Below are 18,923 nucleotides of genomic sequence, written 5' to 3' on the forward strand. Positions count from 1 at the left end.
CGGTGCGGGACCCGCGGGAGGCGCCGCAGGGGTGGTCAGGCCGTCTTCGCGGCGTCCTGCCGGCGCACCATCTCGGGCTCCTCTCCCTCGTGCGCGGGGTTCAGCGTACGACGGGGCCGGGATGAAGCGGTGCCGTCGCTACGCGCGTGCGGAGGCCAGGTCCAGTTCGGCCCAGACGACCTTGCCGCCGTCCGCAGAGCGTGATCCCCACCGCCGGGAGAGCTGGCCGACCAGGAAGAGGCCGCGGCCGTTCTCGTCCGTGGCGCGCGCACTGCGCAGGCGCGGAACGCAGACGTCGGTGTCGGACACTTCGCAGGTCAGGGCCTGATGCCGGATCAGGCGCAGGCCGATCGGGCCGGCGCCGTGACGGACGGCGTTGGTGACCAGCTCGCTGACGAGCAGTTTCGCGGAGTGCTCGATCCCGTCCAGGCCCCAGGCGGTGAGCTGGGCGGCGGCCAGGCGCCGGGCGTGGCGGACGGCGCCCTCGTCGCAGGGCAGGGTCCAGGAGGCGACCTGGGCCGCGCCGAGCGACAGCGTCCTGACCAGGAGCAGGGTGACGTCGTCCGAGGGTGCCTGGGCCGGGAGGCTCGCCGTGGCGAGGGTGCAGAGTTCCTCCAGGGAGCGGTCCGGTTCCGCGAGTGCGGTACCCAGGCGGTGCATCCCTTCCTCGATGTCACCGTCGCGGCTCTCGATCAGGCCGTCGGTGTAGAGGGCGACCAGGCTTCCCTCGGGCAGTTCCAGCTCCACCGCCTCGAAGGGGTCGCCGAGGCCGATGCCCAGGGGCGCCCCGGTGGGAAGGTCGGGGAAGGTGACCCGGCCCTCGCGGTCGACGATCGCGGGCGGCGGATGCCCGGCGCGGGCCATGACGCACACGCGGGTGGCCGGGTCGTAGACGGCGTACAGGCAGGTGGCGCCGACGACGGCGGGAGTCTGGTCCGCGGGGTCGGTGTCCTCCTCGACGAGTCGCTGGACCGTGTCGTCGAGCCGGTGCAGGAGTTCGGCGGGGGGCAGTTCCATGTCGGCCAGTGTGCGGACGGCGGCGCGGAGGGTGCCCATCGTGGCCGCCGCGTGGAGACCGTGCCCGACCACGTCGCCGACGACGAGGGCGACGCGGGCGCCGGACAGCGGGATGACGTCGAACCAGTCCCCGCCGACGCCGTGGTCCATGTCGGCCGGCAGGTAGCGCGAGGCCGCCTCGACGGCCGTGCCGCCCTTCAGCCGGCGTGGGAGCAGGTTGCGTTGCAAGGTGAGGGCCGCGGTGTGCTCCCGTGCGTACTGGCGTGCGTTGTCCAGCGCCACCGCGGCGCGCCCGACGAGTTCCTCGGCCAGCAGGAGGTCGACCTCCTGGAACGGCTCCGGGTCGGCGGTGCGGATGAACAGGACGACGCCCAGCAGCGCGCGCCGGGCACGGATCGGGACGACCATCAGCGAGTGGACGCCGTTCGTGCGGATCCGCGCGGCCAGGGCCGGGTCATGGTCGAACCAGATCCCCGGAGCGGTGTCCAGGATCGGCTCCAGGTGGGATCTGCCCGTACTCAGCACGGACGCGAAGGGCGAGCGGGGCGGCACGCTGACCGGCTCGCCGCGCACCCAGACGGATTCCGGCGCCCCCGGGTGGATCGAGGCCAGACCGGCTCGCCGCAGCACGGGCAGGCGCCCGCCCGCCGGGTCGATGCGCGCCGGAGGCCCCTCGCTGAACGGCACGGACTGCTCCAGGTCCACGGCCACGTAGTCGGCGAGCAGCGGCACGGCGAGGTCGGCCAGTTCCTGGCTGGTCTGCATCACGTCCAGGGTGCTGCCGAGGCGCGCGCTGGCCTCGCCGACGGCGGCGAGGCGCTCGCGGGCCAGCCGGCTCTCGACGACGTCGGCGCTGATGACGCAGACCCCGAGCGATTCGCCGTCGGCGCCCTGGAGGCAGTGGAACGACGCCGCGAACGGATGCTCCCGGCCCTTGCTCACCGGCAGCCACGTCCGGTACTCGTGCACCTTGGTGGTGCCGCTCTCGAGCACCTGGCGCATCACCGTTTCGAGTGCGCCGGCCTTGGGGCCGGCCAGCACGTCGACGAACCGTCGTCCGAGTCGCCGGGCGGCCGGGATGCCGTCGTGCTCCTCCATCACGTCGTTGGCGAAGACGCAGCGCAGTTGCGGGTCGCGGATGACGACCCCGATGGGCGCGCGGGCGAGGAGCGGCCCCCACACGGATCCGCTCGTCGCGTCCCCGGTGAGGGCACCGGTGTCGGTCAGGGTCGCGAGCCAGCGCGTCGCCCCGTTCAGGCCCCGCAGCATCGTGATCCGCAGGCTGACGTCGATGATGCGCCCGTCGCGGTGGGTCACCGAGGCCGTGCCCGGCCAGCCGTCCTCGGCGACGCGCTGCCGGGTGAAATCCCACATCGACGGAGCGTCCCCGAAGGACGGCAGCACGCGTGCGGCGGACAGGCCGACCACGTCACCGGCGGCGTAGCCGACCAGACGCTCGGCGGCCGTGGTCCAGGCCACCACCGTCCCCCGCTCGTCGAAGATCGCGAACGCCGAGTCGGATATGCCGGGCGCGTTCACGCGATTGCCAAGCGTCACCACATCTGTGCAGGTCATCGAAGTCTTGTCCTCAGGCCAGCCGAGCAGGCGGGCGTAATGCCCGATTTGCGCCTTCCGGGGGACAGACCGGGCAGCGTCCCGATCTGTGACAGCGGCACGCGCGCCGCGCCCGTCACCACACGTCGGCGGGGAGTTCCTCGGCCCCGATGTCGCCGGTCTCCGCCCACAGGGTCGTCACGCCCTCCTCGTGCACGGCGTGCACCGGGACGGAGGTGTGCGACAGGATGGCGGCGATCTTCGCGTCCCCGGGCAGGACGAGCCCGTAGACCTCCTTCCACCCGGCGCCGACCGCACGGTGGCCGAGGTGGCGCAGGAGCCGGCTGCCGAGTCCGCTGTTCTGCCAGGCGTCCTCGACGAGCAGCGCCGCCTCCGCGTTCCCGCGGTCCGGCATCAGGTGCCCCACGGCCACGAGGTCGCCGTCCGGCTGCCGGACGCCCAGGTGCACGGCTCCCGGTCTGGCGAGCAGGGTGCTCAGATAGGACCGCGGATCACCCATCGCCCTGTGGTAGCGGCTCCACAGCGTGCCGGGCGAGCACCTGAGGTGCATGGCCACGGCTCGTTCGAGGTCCCGAGGGCCGAGTTCGACGAGGCGGGGCGCGTGCCGCGCGGGCCGTCCGCCCCGCAGCCGGGTACGGGCGAAGGGGTTCACCCGCGGGCCTCGTCCGGATCCCCACCCACGCCCGTGTCCCCTCGGACCGTCACGACGGGAACCAGAGGTCGGCTTCCTCGGCCTCCTCCTTGCCGATGGCGAAGACGGCGATGTCCTTCTTCCGGGACCCCTGCGGCGGCAGCGCCGCCACGTAGGGGTGGTCCCGGTCCCCGGCCGGCGGTCCGCCGTGCCCACCGGGATCCGGGAGGGACGCGAAGTACTCGGCGTTGACGTCCCGGTACCGCGCCCACTCCTGCGGCAGGTCGTCCTCGTGGAAGATCGCCTCGACCGGGCACACGGGCTCGCAGGCCCGGCAGTCCACGCATTCGGCGGGGTTGATGTAGAGCGTCCGGCCGCCCTCGTAGATGCAGTCCACCGGGCATTCGGCGACGCAGGCCCGGTCCTTGACGTCGATGCAGGGTTGCGCGACGACGTAGGTCACCCTTAGCTCCAAGGTCGCGGCGGGGACGAGCACCGGTGGGCCGTCCGCCCCGGGCGTCCTTCGATCAGCAGCCCTATGACCGGAACACGCCTGGCGTTGTGACAGACGCACCCGCCGGACGCCCCGGCGACACGACGGCGGTGTCACACAGCGGAGTGCCGAGCGGTCTGGTGGTTGACTCTCCGTACATGGTTCGCAGCATGCGACATCCGAAATGAGGTGCATCGTGTCCCCTGAGAACACTTTCGTGATCGTCGGAGGCGGTCTGGCCGCGGGCAAGGCGGCGGAGGCGCTGCGGGAGAACGGCTACGACGGCCGGCTCGTTCTCATCGGCGACGAACCGGACCGGCCCTACGTCCGGCCGCCCCTCTCGAAGGGCTATCTGCTCGGCAAGGAGACCCGCGACTCGATCTTCGTCCACCCCGACGACTGGTACGACAAGCACGACGTCGACCTGCGCCTCGGGACGCCCGTCACCGGGCTCGACGCGGGGGCCAAGGAGGTGGAGCTCGACGGCGGGCAGCGCATGCCGTACACGAAGCTGCTCCTGGCCACCGGTTCGACGCCGCGCCGTCTGCCCGTCCCCGGGGCCGACCTGGACAACGTGCTCTACCTGCGCCGTGTGGGTGACAGCGAGCGGCTCAAGGCCGCCTTCACCGCGGGCGCGCGGATCGTCGTCATCGGCGGCGGGTGGATCGGTCTGGAGACCGCCGCGGCCGCCAAGCAGGCCGGGGCGGACGTCACGGTGCTGGAGGCCGAGGAGCTGCCGCTGCTCAGGGTGCTCGGGCGCGAGGCGGCCGAGGTCTTCGCGGCCCTGCACACCGACCACGGCGTGGTCCTGCGGCACGGCGCGCAGGTGGAGCGCATCACCGGCAGCGGCGGACGCGCCGACGGGGTGCAGCTCGCCGACGGCACGCGCCTCCCCGCGGACGCCGTGGTCGTCGGCGTCGGCATCACCCCCAACGTGCAGCTCGCCGAGGCGGCCGGGCTGGAGGTGCGCAACGGCATCGTCACCGACGCCCACCTGCGCACCTCCGCGCCGGACGTCTTCGCCGCGGGCGACGTCGCCAACGCCTACCACCCGTTCCTCGACCGCCACATCCGTGTCGAGCACTGGGCCAACGCGCTGAACCAGCCCGCCACGGCCGCGCAGGGGATGCTCGGCGGCGACGCCGTCCACGACCGGCTGCCGTACTTCTACACCGACCAGTACGACCTCGGCATGGAGTACACCGGCTACGTGGAGCCCGGCGGCTACGACCGCGTCGTCTTCCGCGGCGACAAGGCCGCACGGGAGTTCGTCGCCTTCTGGATGGCGGGCGACCGCATCCAGGCCGGCATGAACGTCAACGTGTGGGACGTCATCGAGCCGGTCCGCGACCTGATCACCTCGCGCGCCGCGGTCGACGACGCCCGGCTCGCCGACCCGCAGGTGCCGCTGGACCGCGTCACCGCCTGACGGCCCGGCCGCCCGTGGGCGTGGGACGGCCGGACGACCCGGGCGCCCCACGCCCTTCCCCGCGCGGGAAGCCGGTGTCACAGATGGCCCGCCCGCCCGGTCGTACCGAGTGACAACCAAGGCGATCGGAGCGGACCGTGGCCCTCACTGAACGACACATTTCCACCATGGTGCTGGTGATCGGCACCGGAGGAGCAGGACTGCGAGCGGCGATCGAACTGGCGGAGGCCGGTGTCGACGTCCTCGCGGTCGGCAAGCGGCCCAAGGACGACGCCCACACCGCGCTCGCGGCCGGGGGCATCAACGCCGCGCTGGCCACCATGGACCCCGAGGACAGCTGGCAGCAGCACGCCGCGGACACGCTCAAGGAGAGCTACCTGCTGGCCGACCCCCGCACCGTGGAGATCGTCACCCAGGGCGCGGCCCGCGGCATCGACGACCTGGAGCGGTACGGCATGGCCTTCGCCCGGGAGGAGGACGGCCGGATCTCGCAGCGCTTCTTCGGCGCGCACCGGTACCGCCGCACCGCCTTCGCGGGCGACTACACCGGCCTGGAGATCCAGCGCACCCTCGTCCGCCGGACGGAGCAGCTCGGCATCCCGGTGCTCGAGGGCGTCTACATCACCCGCATCCTGGAGCACGACGGCGCCGTGTTCGGGGCGTACGGCTTCGACCTCACGGACGGCACGCGCTACCTCATCCACGCCGACGCCGTGATCCTCGCGGCCGGCGGCCACACCCGGATCTGGCGGCGCACCTCCTCCCGGCGCGACGAGAACACCGGTGACTCCTTCCGCCTGGCCGTGGAGGCCGGCGCCCGGCTGCGCGACGCCGAGCTCGTCCAGTTCCACCCGTCCGGCATCATCGAGCCGGAGAACGCGGCCGGCACGCTCGTCAGCGAGGCGGCCCGCGGTGAGGGCGGCATCCTGCGCAACGCGCTCGGCGAGCGGTTCATGAGCCGCTACGACCCCGAGCGGATGGAGCTGTCCACGCGTGACCGCGTGGCGCTCGCCTCGTACACGGAGATCAAGGAGGGACGCGGCACCCCCAAGGGCGCCGTGTGGCTGGACGTCTCCCACCTGCCGCGGCAGACCATCATGAACCGGCTCCCCCGGGTCTACCAGACGCTGCTGGACCTGCAGATGCTGGACATCACCCGCGACCCGATCGAGATCGCGCCCACCGCGCACTACTCGATGGGCGGCGTCTGGGTGCGGCCCGAGGACCACAGCACCGACGTCCGCGGCCTGTACGCCATCGGCGAGGCGTCCAGCGGTCTGCACGGCGCCAACCGCCTGGGCGGCAACAGCCTGATCGAGCTGCTCGTCTTCGGCCGCATCACGGGCCAGGCGGCCGCCGCCTACTCGCTGGGGCTGACCTCGCTTCCTCGCTCGGCGGCGGCGATCGCTCAGGCCCGCGCCGAGGTCGACGACCTGCTGGCGGCGGACGGGCCGGAGAACGTCCGCGCCCTGCAGCGCGCGATCCGCAACACGATGACCGAGCACGCGGGCGTCGTACGCGACGAGGAGGGCCTGCGCGCGGGCCTGGCGGAACTCGACGCCATCGAGAAGCGGATGGAGTCGGTCGGGATCCACCCCGACATCGCCGGCTACCAGGACCTCGCACACGCCTTCGACCTCAAGTCCGCGGCCCTGGCGGCGCGCGCCACGCTGGAGTCGGCGCTGGAGCGGCGCGAGACCCGTGGCTGCCACAACCGCAGCGACTACCCGGAGACGGACCCCGCGCTGCGGGTCAACCTCGTCTGGTCCCCGAAGACCGGCGTCACCCGCGAGAGCATCCCGGCCGTCCCCGAGGAGATCGCCGCCCTGATGCAGGACGTCTCCACCGAGGGCAAGCTCGTCGAGTAGCGGCGCCGCCAGGCCACTCCGTGTGAGGTACCGGGCCCGCCACGCCGGGCCCCTGTCACAAACCGCCCCGCCACCCGGTCATTACCGGCGAACACGTACCGGCGATCACGTACCGGCCGGTGCCGGTGGGCGAGTCACCGCACCATGCGCCCCGCGCACGAGAACACCCGAGAGGACCCCAACATGAAGGTCGTAGTCATCGGCGGAACCGGGCTGATCGGCTCGAAGGTCGTCAGCAAGCTCAACGACCACGGGCACGAGGCCGTCGCGGCCTCCCCCAACACCGGCGTCAACACCCTGACCGGCGAGGGCCTCGCCGAGGTCCTGCAGGGCGCCCAGGTCGTCGTGGACGTCTCCAACTCGCCCTCCTGGGAGGACGAGGCCGTGATGAACTTCTTCCGCACCTGCACTTCCAACCTGCTGAAGGCGAACGCCGAGGCCGGTGTCACGCACCACGTCGCGCTCTCCATCGTCGGCACCGACCGGCTCCCGGAGAACGGCTACTTCCGCGCCAAGCTGGCCCAGGAGGAGCTGATCAAGGCGTCGGGCATGCCCTACTCCCTCGTCCACGCCACGCAGTTCTTCGAGTTCGCGAACGGCATCGCGGACGCGGGGACCGAGGGCGACACGGTGCGCATCCCGCCCGTCAAGTTCCAGCCCATCTACTCCGACGACGTGGCCACGGCAGTCGCCCGCACCGCGGCCGGCACGCCCCTCAACGGGGTGGTGGAGATCGCCGGCCCGGACGTGTTCCGGTTCGACGAACTGATCCGTGACGTGCTGACCGCCCAGAACGACCCCCGCAAGGTCGTCGCGGACCCGCACGCCCGCTACTACGGTTCCGAGCTGCAGGAAGACTCCCTCGTCCCCGGCCCCGGCGCGCAGCTGGCAGCGACCCGCTTCGCCGACTGGTTCGCCCAGCAGCAGCGGTAACCCCCGCGGGTGGCCCCCGCCCCCGGCGGGGGCCACCGCAGCCTCCCGAGACCCACCCGTACGAAGAGGTGCCGACCCGCCATGCCCAGGAACTGCGCGGAAACCACCGTCCCCGGCACGCGTCCGCAGGAGGAACTGACCGGCGCGTACGTCATCGACCCGCTCCACAGCGCGGTCGGCTTCTCCGTCCGGCACGCCATGGTCACCCGGGTGCGGGGCGGATTCACGGCCTTCGAGGGCTTCCTGCGGCTCGACGGGCTCCGGCCGGCCCGCTCCGAGGCCCATGTGAGCGTGCAGACCGGCAGCCTGACCACGGGCCTCCCGGCGCGCGACTCCCACATCACCGGCCCCGACTTCCTGGACTCCGCGGCCTTCCCCCTCATGGTCTTCCGCTCGACCGCGGTCGCTTCCCCGGGCGGGAACGGTTTCCGCATGGCGGGGAACCTGACGATCAAGGGCATCGAGCGGCCCGTGCACCTCGACCTGGCCTACGGCGGCACCGCCCGGGACCCCGGTGGACAGTGGCGGGTCGGCTTCGAGGGCTCGGCCACCCTCCGGCGTTCCGAGTGGGGGCTCGACTGGAACGTCCCCCTGCAGACCGGGGGCGTCCTGCTCAGCGACAAGGTTCGGCTCGAACTCAGCGTCTCCGCGCTGCGACTCGGCCCGGAGGCCCTGTGATGACCGGCTCACCCGACCACCGTCCCGACGTCTCGGCCAGTGCGCTGACCCTCAGCGCCCAGGCCGTCGCCCTGGAACTGCGCGTCATCGAGCTGCGCCGCGAACTCGCCGACGTCGCCGACCGCATGACCGCCGTCGCCGAGGCCCTGAGCGGCCTCCGCGCCTCCGGCCTCCTCCCGGAACAGGACCCGGGCGACCACTGAGCCCGGCGCCGTGGACCCGGGTTCCGGGGGTCGGTGCCAGGGGGAAGGTGATGTCAGGCGGGCTGCCACAGCTCGATGCGGTTGCCCTCGGGGTCGGTGACCCAGCCGAAGCGGCCGACACCGTCCATGTCCTGGGTCTGCGCGGCCACGTCCGCTCCCCGGGCGCGCAGTTGCGCGAGCATCGCGTCCAGGTCGCGGACCCGGAAGTTGAGCATCGTCTGCTGGGTGCGGGACCCGAAGTAGTCGGTCCCGGACTCGAAGGCCGCGAAGACCGTGGGGCCGGGTTCCTGGGTCCACAGGCCGTTCTGATCGGCGTCCAGCCCCAGGCAGTCGCGATACCAGGCGCTGAGGGCCGCCGGGTCGGCGGCGCGCACGAAGTGCCCGCCGATTCCAAGCACACGTTCCATGCCGCCATCCTGCCAGGGCGGGGAGCCGAACTCCCGGACCCCGCGGACCGACGGCCTCCTCGTGAGGCGGTCCGCGGGGCGGTTGCTCCTGGACGACCGCCGCGGTCTGCAGGCGGGCCGCGTCCCGGCCCGGCGGGGCTCCGAACATGCGGCGGTACTCGCGGCTGAACTGCGAGGCGCTGTCGTACCCGACGACGTGACCGACCGCGGCGATGTCGTCCGGTGCCGCGATCAGTTGCAGACGGGCCTTCTGCAACCGGATCTGCTTCTGGAACTGCAGCGGGCTCATCGCGGTCACGGCACGGAAGTGCCGGTTCAGCGAGGAGACGCTCATGCCCACCTCGCGGGCGACCTCGTCGATCCGGATGACCTCGTCGTAGTGGGCCTTGATCCACTCGATCGCCCGGGCCACGAGCGACATGCGGCTGTCGGCGCGTCGCTGGTGGCCGGGCCGCCCGCTACTGAGGGCCGCGGGGGCCGGGGCGGATCGCCCCGGCCCCCGCGTCGTCGTACGGAAGCCGCGCCTCAGGCGCCGACGTAGGCGGCCAGGTGCCGGCCGGTGAGGGTGGAGCGGTCGGCGACGAGGTCCGCCGGGGTGCCCTCGAAAACGATCTGCCCGCCGTCGTGGCCGGCGCCGGGGCCGAGGTCGATGATCCAGTCGGCGTGCGCCATGACCGCCTGGTGGTGCTCGACGACGATGACGGACTTGCCGGAGTCGACGAGGCGGTCCAGCAGGCCGAGCAGTTGCTCGACGTCGGCGAGGTGCAGGCCGGCGGTGGGTTCGTCGAGGACGTAGACACCGCCCTTGTCCGCCATGTGCGTGGCCAGCTTCAGCCGCTGCCGCTCACCGCCGGAGAGCGTGGTGAGGGGCTGGCCGAGGCTGAGGTAGCCGAGTCCGACGTCGGCGAGCCGGCCGAGGACGCGGTGCGCGGCAGGGGTGTGCGCGTCGCCGGCGCCGAAGAACTCCTCGGCGTCGGTGACCGACATGGCGAGCACCTCGCTGATGTCGCGCCCGCCGAGGTGGTACTCCAGCACGGAGGCCTGGAACCGCTTGCCCTCGCACTCCTCGCAGGTGCTGGCGACGCCGGCCATCATCGCCAGGTCCGTGTAGACGACGCCGGCGCCGTTGCAGGTGGGGCAGGCGCCTTCGGAGTTGGCGCTGAACAGCGCGGGCTTGACGTCGTTGGCCTTGGCGAACGCCTTGCGGATCGGGTCGAGCAGCCCGGTGTACGTCGCCGGGTTGCTGCGGCGGGAGCCCCGGATGGGGCTCTGGTCGACGGACACGACGCCGGCACCGGCGGGGATGGACCCGTGCACGAGGGAGCTCTTGCCGGAGCCGGCGACTCCGGTGATGACGGTGAGCACCCCGAGCGGGACGTCGACGTCGACGTCCCGCAGGTTGTGCGCCGTGGCGCCGCGTACCTCCAGGTTGCCGGTGGGCTTGCGCACCGTCTCCTTCAGGGAGGCGCGGTCGTCGAAGTGCCGGCCGGTGATGGTGCCGCTGGCGCGCAGCCCCTCGATGTCGCCCTCGAAGCAGACGGTGCCGCCGGCCGTACCGGCGCCGGGGCCGAGATCGACGACATGGTCGGCGATCGCGATGGTCTCCGGCTTGTGCTCCACGACGAGCACCGTGTTGCCCTTGTCGCGCAGCCTCAGCAGCAGGCCGTTCATCCGCTGGATGTCGTGCGGGTGCAGACCGGTGGTGGGCTCGTCGAAGACGTACGTGGTGTCGGTGAGCGAGGAGCCGAGGTGGCGGATCATCTTGACGCGCTGCGCCTCGCCGCCCGAGAGGGTGCCCGACGGCCGCTCGAGCGAGAGGTAGCCGAGGCCGATCTCCACGAACGACTCGAGGGTGTGCTGCAGCTTGGTGAGCAGCGGCGCCACCGAGGGCTCGTCGAGGCCGCGCACCCACTCCGCCAGGTCGCTGATCTGCATCGCGCACGCGTCGGCGATGCTCGTCCCGGCGATCTTCGACGCGCGGGCGCCCTCGCTGAGCCGGGTCCCGTCGCACTCGGGGCAGGTGGTGAAGGCGACGGCGCGGTCCACGAACTCGCGGATGTGCGGCTGCATCGCCTCCTTGTCCTTGGAGAGCATCGACTTCTGGACCCGCGGGATGAGCCCCTCGTAGGTCATGTTGATGCCGGCGATCTTCATCCGGGTCGGCTCGCGGTGCAGGAAGTCGTGCAGTTCCTGCTGGGTGAACGTGCTGATCGGCTTGTCGGGGTCGAAGAAGCCGGACTCGGCGTAGAGCCGGGAGTTCCAGCCGCCGCCCTTGTAACCGGGGACCGTGATGGCGCCCTCGTTGATCGACTTGGAGTCGTCGAAGAGCCGGCTGAGGTCGATGTCGGAGACCGTGCCCCGGCCCTCGCAGCGCGGGCACATGCCGCCGGTGCGGGTGAAGGAGACCTTCTCGGCCTTGCTCGCGCCGCGCTCCACGGTGATCGCCCCGCTGGCGCGGACGGAGGGGACGTTGAAGGCGTACGCGCTGGGCGGGCCGATGTGCGGGGCGCCGAGCCGGCTGAAGAGGATGCGCAGCATGGCGTTGGCGTCGGTGACGGTGCCGACGGTGGAGCGGGGGTCGGCCCCCAGCCGCTGCTGGTCGACGGTGATCGCGGTGGTCAGCCCGTCGAGGACGTCCACCTCGGGACGGGCCAGCGTCGGCATGAAGCCCTGCACGAAGGCGCTGTAGGTCTCGTTGATCAGCCGCTGCGACTCCGCGGCGATGGTGTTGAAGACGAGGGAGCTCTTGCCCGAGCCGGAGACACCGGTGAACACCGTCAGCCGGCGCTTCGGGATCTCGATGCTGACGTCCTTCAGGTTGTTCTCGCGCGCGCCGTGCACGCGGATCAGATCGTGGCTGTCGGCAACGTGCGGCGCAGGCGACTGCGCGTCCGCCTTCTTGGCCATGCTTATCGTCTCTCCATCTGTCTGGTGCGTACGGGGCCGCCCACGCGGTCTCCGCCGGCGTCGCCTGACTCGATCCGACCGGCTTCGGACACGTATGTCCGGCGTCCCCTCGTCGGCGCGGTCGCGGCCACGCTAGCCGTCCGACCGGCCGCCCCGCTCCCGGTTCGGACCGGTCCCCCTCGAACGGGCCGGGCCGCGGACGGGTTCCCGGCCCCGGCGGCCGTCCGTGCGGGGAGCGGGGATCGGCGGGGCGGCGTCAGCGGACCTCGTTGAACCGGATCGTGTTGCCCGCCGGGTCGCGGAAGGCGCAGTCGCGGATCCCGTACGGCTGCTCGGTCGGCTCCTGGACGACCTCGGCGCCGCCCGCGACCAGCCGCTCGAAGACGCCGTCGAGGTCGGGCGTGGCGAGGACGACACGGGCGTAGGTGCCCTTCGCCATCATCGCGGTGACGGCGCGGCGCTCGTCCTCGGTGATGGCCGGGTCGCCGGCGGGCGGCTCCAGGACGATCGAGGTGCCGGGCTGGTCGGCGGGGCCGACGGTGATCCAGCGCATGTCGCCGTAGCCGACGTCGTTGCGGACCTTGAAGCCGAGGGTGTCGCGGTAGAAGGCGAGCGAGGCCTCGGGGTCGGTGTGCGGGAGGAAGGTCCAGTGAATGGTGATGTCCATGGCCGTCACGCTAGCCGCGGGCCGCCGGCGGCGGCTTCTCCATTCCTGACCGATCCCGCGGTCGCCACTGGTCGGCGGTCAGCCGCCGGACGACCTCGATCCCCACCTCGCCCGGAGTGGAGGGCCCCTCCGGTTCGGGGACGCGAGCGACCTCGGCGAAGCCGAGGCGCCGTGCCACGGCGGCGCTGGCGGCGTTGGCGGCGTCGTGGTGGATCTCCAGGCGCTCGATGCCGGGCAGGGTGAAGCCCTCGTCGACGAGGGCGGCCACGGCCCCCGCGGCCAGGCCGCGTCCGGTCCACCGGGGGTGGAGCCAGTAGCCGATCTCCAGGCCTCCGGCGCCGATACGGCGGTGGAGGCCGCAGCCGCCGATCACGGTGCCGTCCGTAGTGATCGCGTAGGCGAACGCCTCACCGGTCGCCCACTCCTCGTGGCTGCCGGCGAGGAAGCCGGCGGTGCGGTGCCTGCCGTGATCGGCGGCCCACGGCATCCAGGGCATCAGGTGTTCCAGGGACTCGGTGATCGCGCGGTCCAGGGCGTCGAGGTCGCCGGTGCGCCAGCGGCGCAGTACGGCCTGGTCGGAGCGGAGGATTGCGGCGGGTTCGGCCATGCACGGATGCTCTCGCGGCGGCGCGGGGGCCGACAACGCGATTTCGGCGGCCGGGCGGCCGGTGCCGGGGGGGGGTGCCGTGCGGCCGGGCGGATCCGCTCTGATATCCCTGCGGGTATGCGTACAGATACCGCCGCCCTGGACGTCGCCGAGTGGGCCGCCGCGTGCCGCGGCCGCACCAGGGACCTCCTGGCCGGTCTGGGGCACGCTCCCGGTCTCCTGCGGACCGATCCCGGAGCCGCGGTCCGCGTCCTCGACGACAGCCTTGCACGCGAGATCCCCGCCCTCCTGGACGGCGAGGAGTGGACGCGGCTGCACACGTTGCTGACGGCCTGCCTCGGGGAGTTCCTGATCAGTGTGCACGGTGCGCGCTGGGCGTGGCTCGACGACTCGGCCTCGCCCGTGGGCGGCCGCTGGGTGGTGACCGGGTTCACGCGGCCGCCGGCCCGGCGGACCGCGGCGGTCGACGTGGGAGCGCTCGTGGGTGACGCGCTGGCGACCGAGCCGTCCGTAGGCCTCACGGCACTGGCCGACCGCGCGGAGCGGGCGGCCGGCGTCCGCGTCGTGCGCGGCCCGCGGCCGGACGTCGCGGCGAGGGAGGGGCGGGGCGGCGCGTGACGCGCCGCCCCGCCCGCCGGTTCTCCGCGGCGCCGGTCAGCGGACGGAACGCGCCGCTTCCTCGATGATGCGGGCGCTCTCCTTCGCGTGGGAGACGCTCACCGCGTGGGAGGAACGGACCTCCTCCACGTGGGACTTGGCGCGCTCGGCCATGAAGACCTGGAGCTCGCGGGGGATGTTGCGGTCCTCGGAGGCCACCAGGACCCAGGACGGGATGGTCTTCCACGCGGGCTCGCCGGAGGGCTCGTAGAGCGCGCCGCCGGACACGGGGCGCTGGGTGGCCCCCATGATCTCCGCGGTGTGCGCAGGGACGTCCGCGGCGAACTGGTCGTGGAACTTGGGCTGGTCGATGTAGAGGTCGACGCCCTTGGAGCCGTCGGGCAGCGTGACCGGCACCTGCTTCAGCGCGTCGCCGAGCGTGCTGCCCTCGAACTTCAGCGACAGGTCGAAGGCGTTCTCGCCCTTGTCGGGCATGAAGGCGGCCAGGTAGACCAGGGCCTTGACCTTGTCGGAGCCGTAGGCGGCGTTGGAGATCACGGCGCCGCCGTAGGAGTGGCCGGCAAGGACCACGGGCCCCTTGATGCTGTCCACCAGTTCCCTGACGTAGGCGGCGTCGCTGCTGAGCCCGCGCAGCGGGTTGGACGCGGCCACCACGGGGTAGCCGTCGTGCTTCAGCTTCTTGACGACGTCGTTCCAGCTGGAGGAGTCGGCGAACGCGCCGTGGACGAGGACCACGGTCGGCTTGCGGTGCTGCGCGGGGGCCTGGCCGCCGCCCTTGGTGGCGCCGGCGGGACCGATGGTGGCGGCGAGCAGACCGGCGGCGACGGTCACCGTCGCCATGACGGTGAGCGGGGTGCGGAGGGTCCGGTAGCGGGCATGACGGTTCACGGGTTGGCCCTTTCGAGGCAGGTGTTGGTTGTGTCCCCACCCGGCCCCGGGACGGAGGCCGGCGGTGGGTGGGCACGGCAGTCGCTGCCGTACGTCTGGAAGGGGTGGCCCGCCGGCCGCGGGACGGCGGCGTACGGGTCCGGGCCACCCGGGATCACCGCTGCGGGAGGCGCGTCACGCGGCCGCCCTCCGTTAGCGGGGAGGTCAGTTGCCGTGCAGCGCGGTGTGCAGCGCGCGGGTCGCCTGCTCCATCGCGGCGCGGGTGGCCCGCGTGGAACGGACGGGGTTGAGCATCATGAAGTCGTGCAGCGTGCCGTTGTAGCGGACGCTGACGGTGGGGACGCCGGCCTGGGTCAGCTTGCGGGCGTAGGCCTCGCCCTCGTCGCGCAGCACGTCGTTCTCGTCGGTGATGACCAGCGCCGGCGGCAGCCCCTCGAGGTCCCGCAGGCTCGCGCGCAGCGGCGAGGCGGTGATCTCCGCCCGCTCCGCCGGGTCGGTGGTGTAGCAGTCCCAGAACCAGGCCATGGCCTTGGCGGTCAGGTGCGGGCCGTCCGCGAACTCCCGGTAGCTGCCGGTGTCCTGGGCCGCGTCGGTCACGGGGTAGTAGAGCGACTGGTGGACGAAGGTCACGTCGCCGCGCCGCTTGGCCATGATCGTCAGGGCCGCGGTCATGTTGCCGCCCACGGAGTCTCCGGCGACGGCCATGCGGGAGGCGTCCAGACCCTCGGCCGCGCCCTGCGCGGTGATCCAGCGGGCCGTGGCGTAGGCCTGCTCGATCGCGACCGGGTAGCGGGCCTCGGGCGAGCGGTCGTACTCCACGAACACCACCGCGGCGTGCGCCAGCACGGCCAGTTCCCGCACGAGGCGGTCGTGCGTACCCGCGTTGCCGAGCACCCAGCCTCCGCCGTGCACGTACAGCACGACGGGAAGGAGCTCGTCCGCGCCCACCGGCCTGACGATGCGCACCCGTACGTCTCCGGCCTCCGCGGGCACGGTGAGCCACTTCTCCCGGACCTCGTACTTCTCGACCGGCGCCGCCTGGATGTCGTCGAGGACCTTGCGGGCGCCCTCCGCACCGAGTTCGTGGAGGAACGGCGGCTTTGCCGTGGCGTCCGCTATTTCCTGGGCCGCGGGCTCGAGAACGGGCTTGCTCATCTGTGGGACTCCCAAGTTTCGGAACTGCGTGCGTTTTCCCTCACCCTTTTCGACAAGGGCACGGGGGAATCTGTGACAGCTCAGTGGATAACGGTGCCGTCACCCTCGCCATGGGCGATCTCCTCGTATTCCCGCACGGTGGGTTTGGCAATCTGCGTCCCCTTTCCGTACAGGCCGCGGCTGAGCAGCGCGCGCAGCCGCTCGGCACGGGCGGCGCTGCCGTCCGCGGAGATGCGGATGGGCGCGTACTGCTCGTGCTGGGTGAGGAGATGGAGCTTCTCCCGGGCGAGCGGACGGTGGACCTCGACGTACTCGCCGTCCGGCATCCGCTTGATGATCCCGGTCTCGCGGCCGTGCAGCACCTCCTCGCGGTCGCCGCGCTGGAGGGCGAGGGCCCATCGCTTCGTCACGGTGAAGACGACGAACGGCACGACGAACAGGCCGATCCGGACGGCCCAGGTCACGGCGTTGACCGACATGTGCAGACGGACCGCGATCAGGTCGTTGGCGGCTCCCAGCAGCGCCACCGCGTACACGCTGACCCACGCCGCGCCCAGGGCCGTGCGCACCGGCCGGTTGCGCGGCCTGTCGAGGAGGTGGTGGTCGCGCTTGCCGTCATTGGTCACCCAGGCCTCGACGAACGGGTAGGCGCCCAGGGCGAGGAAGAGCCCCGCGCCCGCCAGCAGCGGCACGAGGTTGTCCAGGGCCAGGGTGTGGCCCCAGAAGGCGACCTCCCAGCCCGGCATCACGCGCAGCAGCCCGTCGAGGACGCCCATGTACCAGTCGGGTTGTGATCCCGCGGTGACCTGGTCGGGCCGGTAGGGGCCGTACAGCCAGATGGGGTTGATCTGCACGAGCGAGGCGATGATGAAGACGACCCCGGTGACCAGCAGGAAGTACGCCCCCGACTTCACGGCGTACACGCGGAAGGGCAGACCGACGGTGTTCCTCTCGGTACGCCCCGGTCCCGGGTACTGGGTGTGCCTGTGACGGCGTGCCAGGACCAGGTGCGCGACGAGGATGCCGGCCATGAGGGCCGGGATCACCACGACGTGCAGGGTGTTGAAGTGCGCGATCAGGTCCTTGCCCGGGTACTCGCCGCCGAAGAGGAACATCGACAGATAGGTCCCGACGAGCGGGATGGAGAGGATGGTCCCGTTCACGACCATCAGCCCGGTCCCGGACAGCAGGTCGTCCGGGAGGTCGTAGCCCGTCAGACCCTCGAACATGCCCAGGACCAGCAGCGAGAAGCCCAGCACCCAGTTGAGTTCGCGCGGCTTGCGGAAGGCTCCGGTGAAGAAGACGCGCAGCATGTGGACGAACATGCTGGCGACGAAGACCAGCGCCGCCCAGTGGTGGGCCTGGCGGATCAGCAGGCCGCCGCGCACCTCGAAGGAGATGCGCATGGTCGAGTCGAAGGCCTCGGAGACCGTCAGGCCCCGCAGCGGCGCGTAACTGCCCTGGTACTCCACCGGCGTCATGGACGGGTGGAAGTAGAGCGAAAGGTAGATTCCCGTGAGGACGAGAATGAAGAAACTGTAGAGGGATATCTCCCCCAGCATGAAGGACCAGTGGCTGGGGAACGCTTTCCGTCTGACGGATGATCCGGAACGGGTGTCGACGCCCAGTCGCCCGCCGAACCATTCGGCGACCTTCGCGCCTCCGCCCGCCTGCTGCGATTTCGCGGACCGGCTGACGCTTCCCATGTTCCTGTCACCATTCATGTTCCACCCATGGCGGGTCGCAGGTCGGCACTCTCGTGCACCTTCCTCGTATATGACCGATCCCGAGACGAAAGTGTGACGTGCACCGTCCGCGCGGCATCGCCGCGGTGGCGGAGGAGCGCAATGTCACAAGGTCCCCGCCCGGTCGGTCTCACCAGCAGGACAGGAAAACGGTTCCCTGTCGGTATCGCGGACGAGGGAGGTCAACGCCATGGATTTCTCCGATGACGCGGTGCCGATCGCGGAGTTGCTGGACGAGCGCCGGCACCTGCTGGACGTGGCCCTGTGGATGGTGGGCGGGTCGGCGCAGGCCGAGTCGGTCGTCGACGGGGCCTACCGGCAGTGGTTCGGGTTGCCGGAGGCGGCGCGCAGGGGGATCGAGTCGCCCGGGGCGTGGCTGGTGAAGACGGTGGGCGGGATCTGTCTGGCCCGCCTGGCCACGTCTGCCGGGTACGCGGGACCGGCCACGGCCGTCACGGCGCGTCCGCAGGTGGGGGTCGAGCTGCAGCACGAGATCGGTGAGGCCCTGCTGACCGCGCTGGACGCGCTGGCGCCCGCGGAGCGGGCGGCGTTCGTGCTCAACGGCTGCTTCGGGATGGCGCTGGGCACGGTGGCGGACGTCGTGGGTCGGCCGGAGCCGGAGTGCGCCGAGCTCGCCGATCGCGCGCGGCGTGCGATCCGCGCCCGCAGGTCGCACACCGTGACGCCGCAGGTGCACGATGCCGTGGCGCGCGCGGTGCGGGCGGCGTGCCTGAGTGACGACGCGGTGCGGTTGTCGGCGTTGATGCGCCCGGACGCCACGGCGTTCTTCGACGGGGGCGGGAAGCTGAGGGCACTGGTCCGGCCGGTGCACGGTGCCGAACCGGTCGCGCGCAGTCTGCTGACCCTGCTCGCCCACCGTCAGCGGGTGACCCTGACCGCCCACGCCGTCAACGGCCGCACCGGTCTGGTGGCCCGCTACGAGGGCCAGGTGGTGGCGGTCGTCAGCCTGGACATCGCCGACGACCGTGTCTCGCAGGCCTGGATCGTCCTCAACCCCGACAAGCTCCGGCCCTGGAACCATCCGGCCCGCTCCGTCCGCCCCGTCATCGGCTCCTGACGGCGCTTGGCGCCGCGCGGGCCG

The 18,923-nt window shown here is 72.1% G+C and carries 16 protein-coding genes and 2 pseudogenes; 7 read left to right on the forward strand and 11 right to left on the reverse strand.

Annotated elements, in window-relative coordinates:
- Nucleotides 1-138: 138 nt before the first annotated feature.
- From B085_RS0132115 to fdxA, 3 genes and pseudogenes are all read right to left on the reverse strand, one after another.
- Nucleotides 139-2,592 carry a SpoIIE family protein phosphatase gene (locus B085_RS0132115; RefSeq protein ID WP_037732902.1) on the reverse strand — a complete coding sequence of 818 codons (2,454 nt, stop codon included), beginning with the start codon at nt 2,590-2,592 and terminating at the stop codon, nt 139-141.
- Between the two features lie 115 nt (nt 2,593-2,707).
- A complete protein-coding gene (locus tag B085_RS0132120; RefSeq protein WP_158689866.1) occupies nt 2,708-3,091 on the reverse strand; it encodes a GNAT family N-acetyltransferase in 384 nt (127 codons plus the stop codon).
- Between the two features lie 283 nt (nt 3,092-3,374).
- Nucleotides 3,375-3,686: pseudogene (gene fdxA / locus B085_RS44445) on the reverse strand (ferredoxin); the annotation flags it as partial.
- Nucleotides 3,687-3,912: 226 nt separating this feature from the next.
- Between fdxA and B085_RS0132130 the strand changes: the two are divergent.
- From B085_RS0132130 to B085_RS0132150, 5 genes are all read left to right on the forward strand, one after another.
- Nucleotides 3,913-5,145, forward strand: a complete 1,233-nt coding sequence (locus B085_RS0132130) for an NAD(P)/FAD-dependent oxidoreductase (RefSeq protein ID WP_026251672.1) — start codon at nt 3,913-3,915, stop codon at nt 5,143-5,145.
- Between the two features lie 167 nt (nt 5,146-5,312).
- Nucleotides 5,313-7,013, forward strand: a complete 1,701-nt coding sequence (locus tag B085_RS0132135; protein WP_018562720.1) for an L-aspartate oxidase — start codon at nt 5,313-5,315, stop codon at nt 7,011-7,013.
- Nucleotides 7,014-7,196: 183 nt separating this feature from the next.
- Nucleotides 7,197-7,946 carry an SDR family oxidoreductase gene (locus B085_RS0132140; RefSeq protein WP_018562721.1) on the forward strand — a complete coding sequence of 250 codons (750 nt, stop codon included), beginning with the start codon at nt 7,197-7,199 and terminating at the stop codon, nt 7,944-7,946.
- Nucleotides 7,947-8,027: 81 nt separating this feature from the next.
- Entirely contained in the window at nt 8,028-8,624 is a 597-nt protein-coding gene (locus B085_RS0132145) for a YceI family protein (RefSeq protein WP_018562722.1), read from the forward strand.
- On the forward strand, nt 8,624-8,827 hold the full coding sequence (locus tag B085_RS0132150; protein ID WP_018562723.1) for a hypothetical protein: 204 nt from the start codon (nt 8,624-8,626) through the stop codon (nt 8,825-8,827). The genes B085_RS0132145 and B085_RS0132150 overlap by 1 nt, the downstream gene beginning before the upstream one ends.
- A gap of 53 nt (nt 8,828-8,880) precedes the next feature.
- On the opposite strand, the gene B085_RS0132155 is transcribed toward B085_RS0132150, so the two are convergent.
- From B085_RS0132155 to B085_RS0132175, 5 genes and pseudogenes are all read right to left on the reverse strand, one after another.
- Complete coding sequence (locus B085_RS0132155) at nt 8,881-9,234, reverse strand: VOC family protein (protein ID WP_018562724.1); 354 nt, start codon at nt 9,232-9,234, stop codon at nt 8,881-8,883.
- Nucleotides 9,235-9,325: 91 nt separating this feature from the next.
- Nucleotides 9,326-9,667: pseudogene (locus B085_RS47635) on the reverse strand (helix-turn-helix domain-containing protein); the annotation flags it as partial.
- A 92-nt stretch (nt 9,668-9,759) separates the two neighbouring features.
- The gene (locus B085_RS0132165; RefSeq protein ID WP_018562726.1) at nt 9,760-12,141 is read right to left on the reverse strand and encodes an ATP-binding cassette domain-containing protein; all 2,382 of its coding nucleotides are present in this window, start codon (nt 12,139-12,141) and stop codon (nt 9,760-9,762) included.
- 256 nt (nt 12,142-12,397) lie between these two features.
- Nucleotides 12,398-12,808, reverse strand: a complete 411-nt coding sequence (locus B085_RS0132170) for a VOC family protein (protein ID WP_026251675.1) — start codon at nt 12,806-12,808, stop codon at nt 12,398-12,400.
- A gap of 10 nt (nt 12,809-12,818) precedes the next feature.
- Nucleotides 12,819-13,415, reverse strand: a complete 597-nt coding sequence (locus tag B085_RS0132175; protein ID WP_018562728.1) for a GNAT family N-acetyltransferase — start codon at nt 13,413-13,415, stop codon at nt 12,819-12,821.
- A 117-nt stretch (nt 13,416-13,532) separates the two neighbouring features.
- On the opposite strand from B085_RS0132175, the gene B085_RS0132180 reads away from it, so the two are divergent.
- On the forward strand, nt 13,533-14,033 hold the full coding sequence (locus B085_RS0132180) for a hypothetical protein (RefSeq protein WP_018562729.1): 501 nt from the start codon (nt 13,533-13,535) through the stop codon (nt 14,031-14,033).
- 36 nt (nt 14,034-14,069) lie between these two features.
- On the opposite strand, the gene B085_RS0132185 is transcribed toward B085_RS0132180, so the two are convergent.
- The 3 genes from B085_RS0132185 to B085_RS0132195 form a co-directional block, all read right to left on the reverse strand.
- Nucleotides 14,070-14,921: an alpha/beta fold hydrolase gene (locus B085_RS0132185; protein ID WP_018562730.1), complete on the reverse strand. Its 852-nt coding sequence runs from the start codon at nt 14,919-14,921 to the stop codon at nt 14,070-14,072.
- Between the two features lie 204 nt (nt 14,922-15,125).
- Entirely contained in the window at nt 15,126-16,076 is a 951-nt protein-coding gene (locus B085_RS0132190) for an alpha/beta hydrolase (protein ID WP_018562731.1), read from the reverse strand.
- 80 nt (nt 16,077-16,156) lie between these two features.
- Nucleotides 16,157-17,782, reverse strand: coding sequence for a cytochrome b (locus tag B085_RS0132195; protein WP_026251676.1), 1,626 nt, complete (start codon nt 17,780-17,782; stop codon nt 16,157-16,159).
- A 229-nt stretch (nt 17,783-18,011) separates the two neighbouring features.
- Here B085_RS0132195 and B085_RS0132200 point away from each other — a divergent pair, with 229 nt between their 5' ends.
- Complete coding sequence (locus B085_RS0132200) at nt 18,012-18,899, forward strand: hypothetical protein (RefSeq protein WP_018562733.1); 888 nt, start codon at nt 18,012-18,014, stop codon at nt 18,897-18,899.
- The last annotated feature ends 24 nt before the right edge of the window (nt 18,900-18,923 follow it).

It is taken from the genome of Streptomyces sp. BoleA5 (assembly GCF_000373665.1).
GTDB lineage: Bacteria > Actinomycetota > Actinomycetes > Streptomycetales > Streptomycetaceae > Actinacidiphila.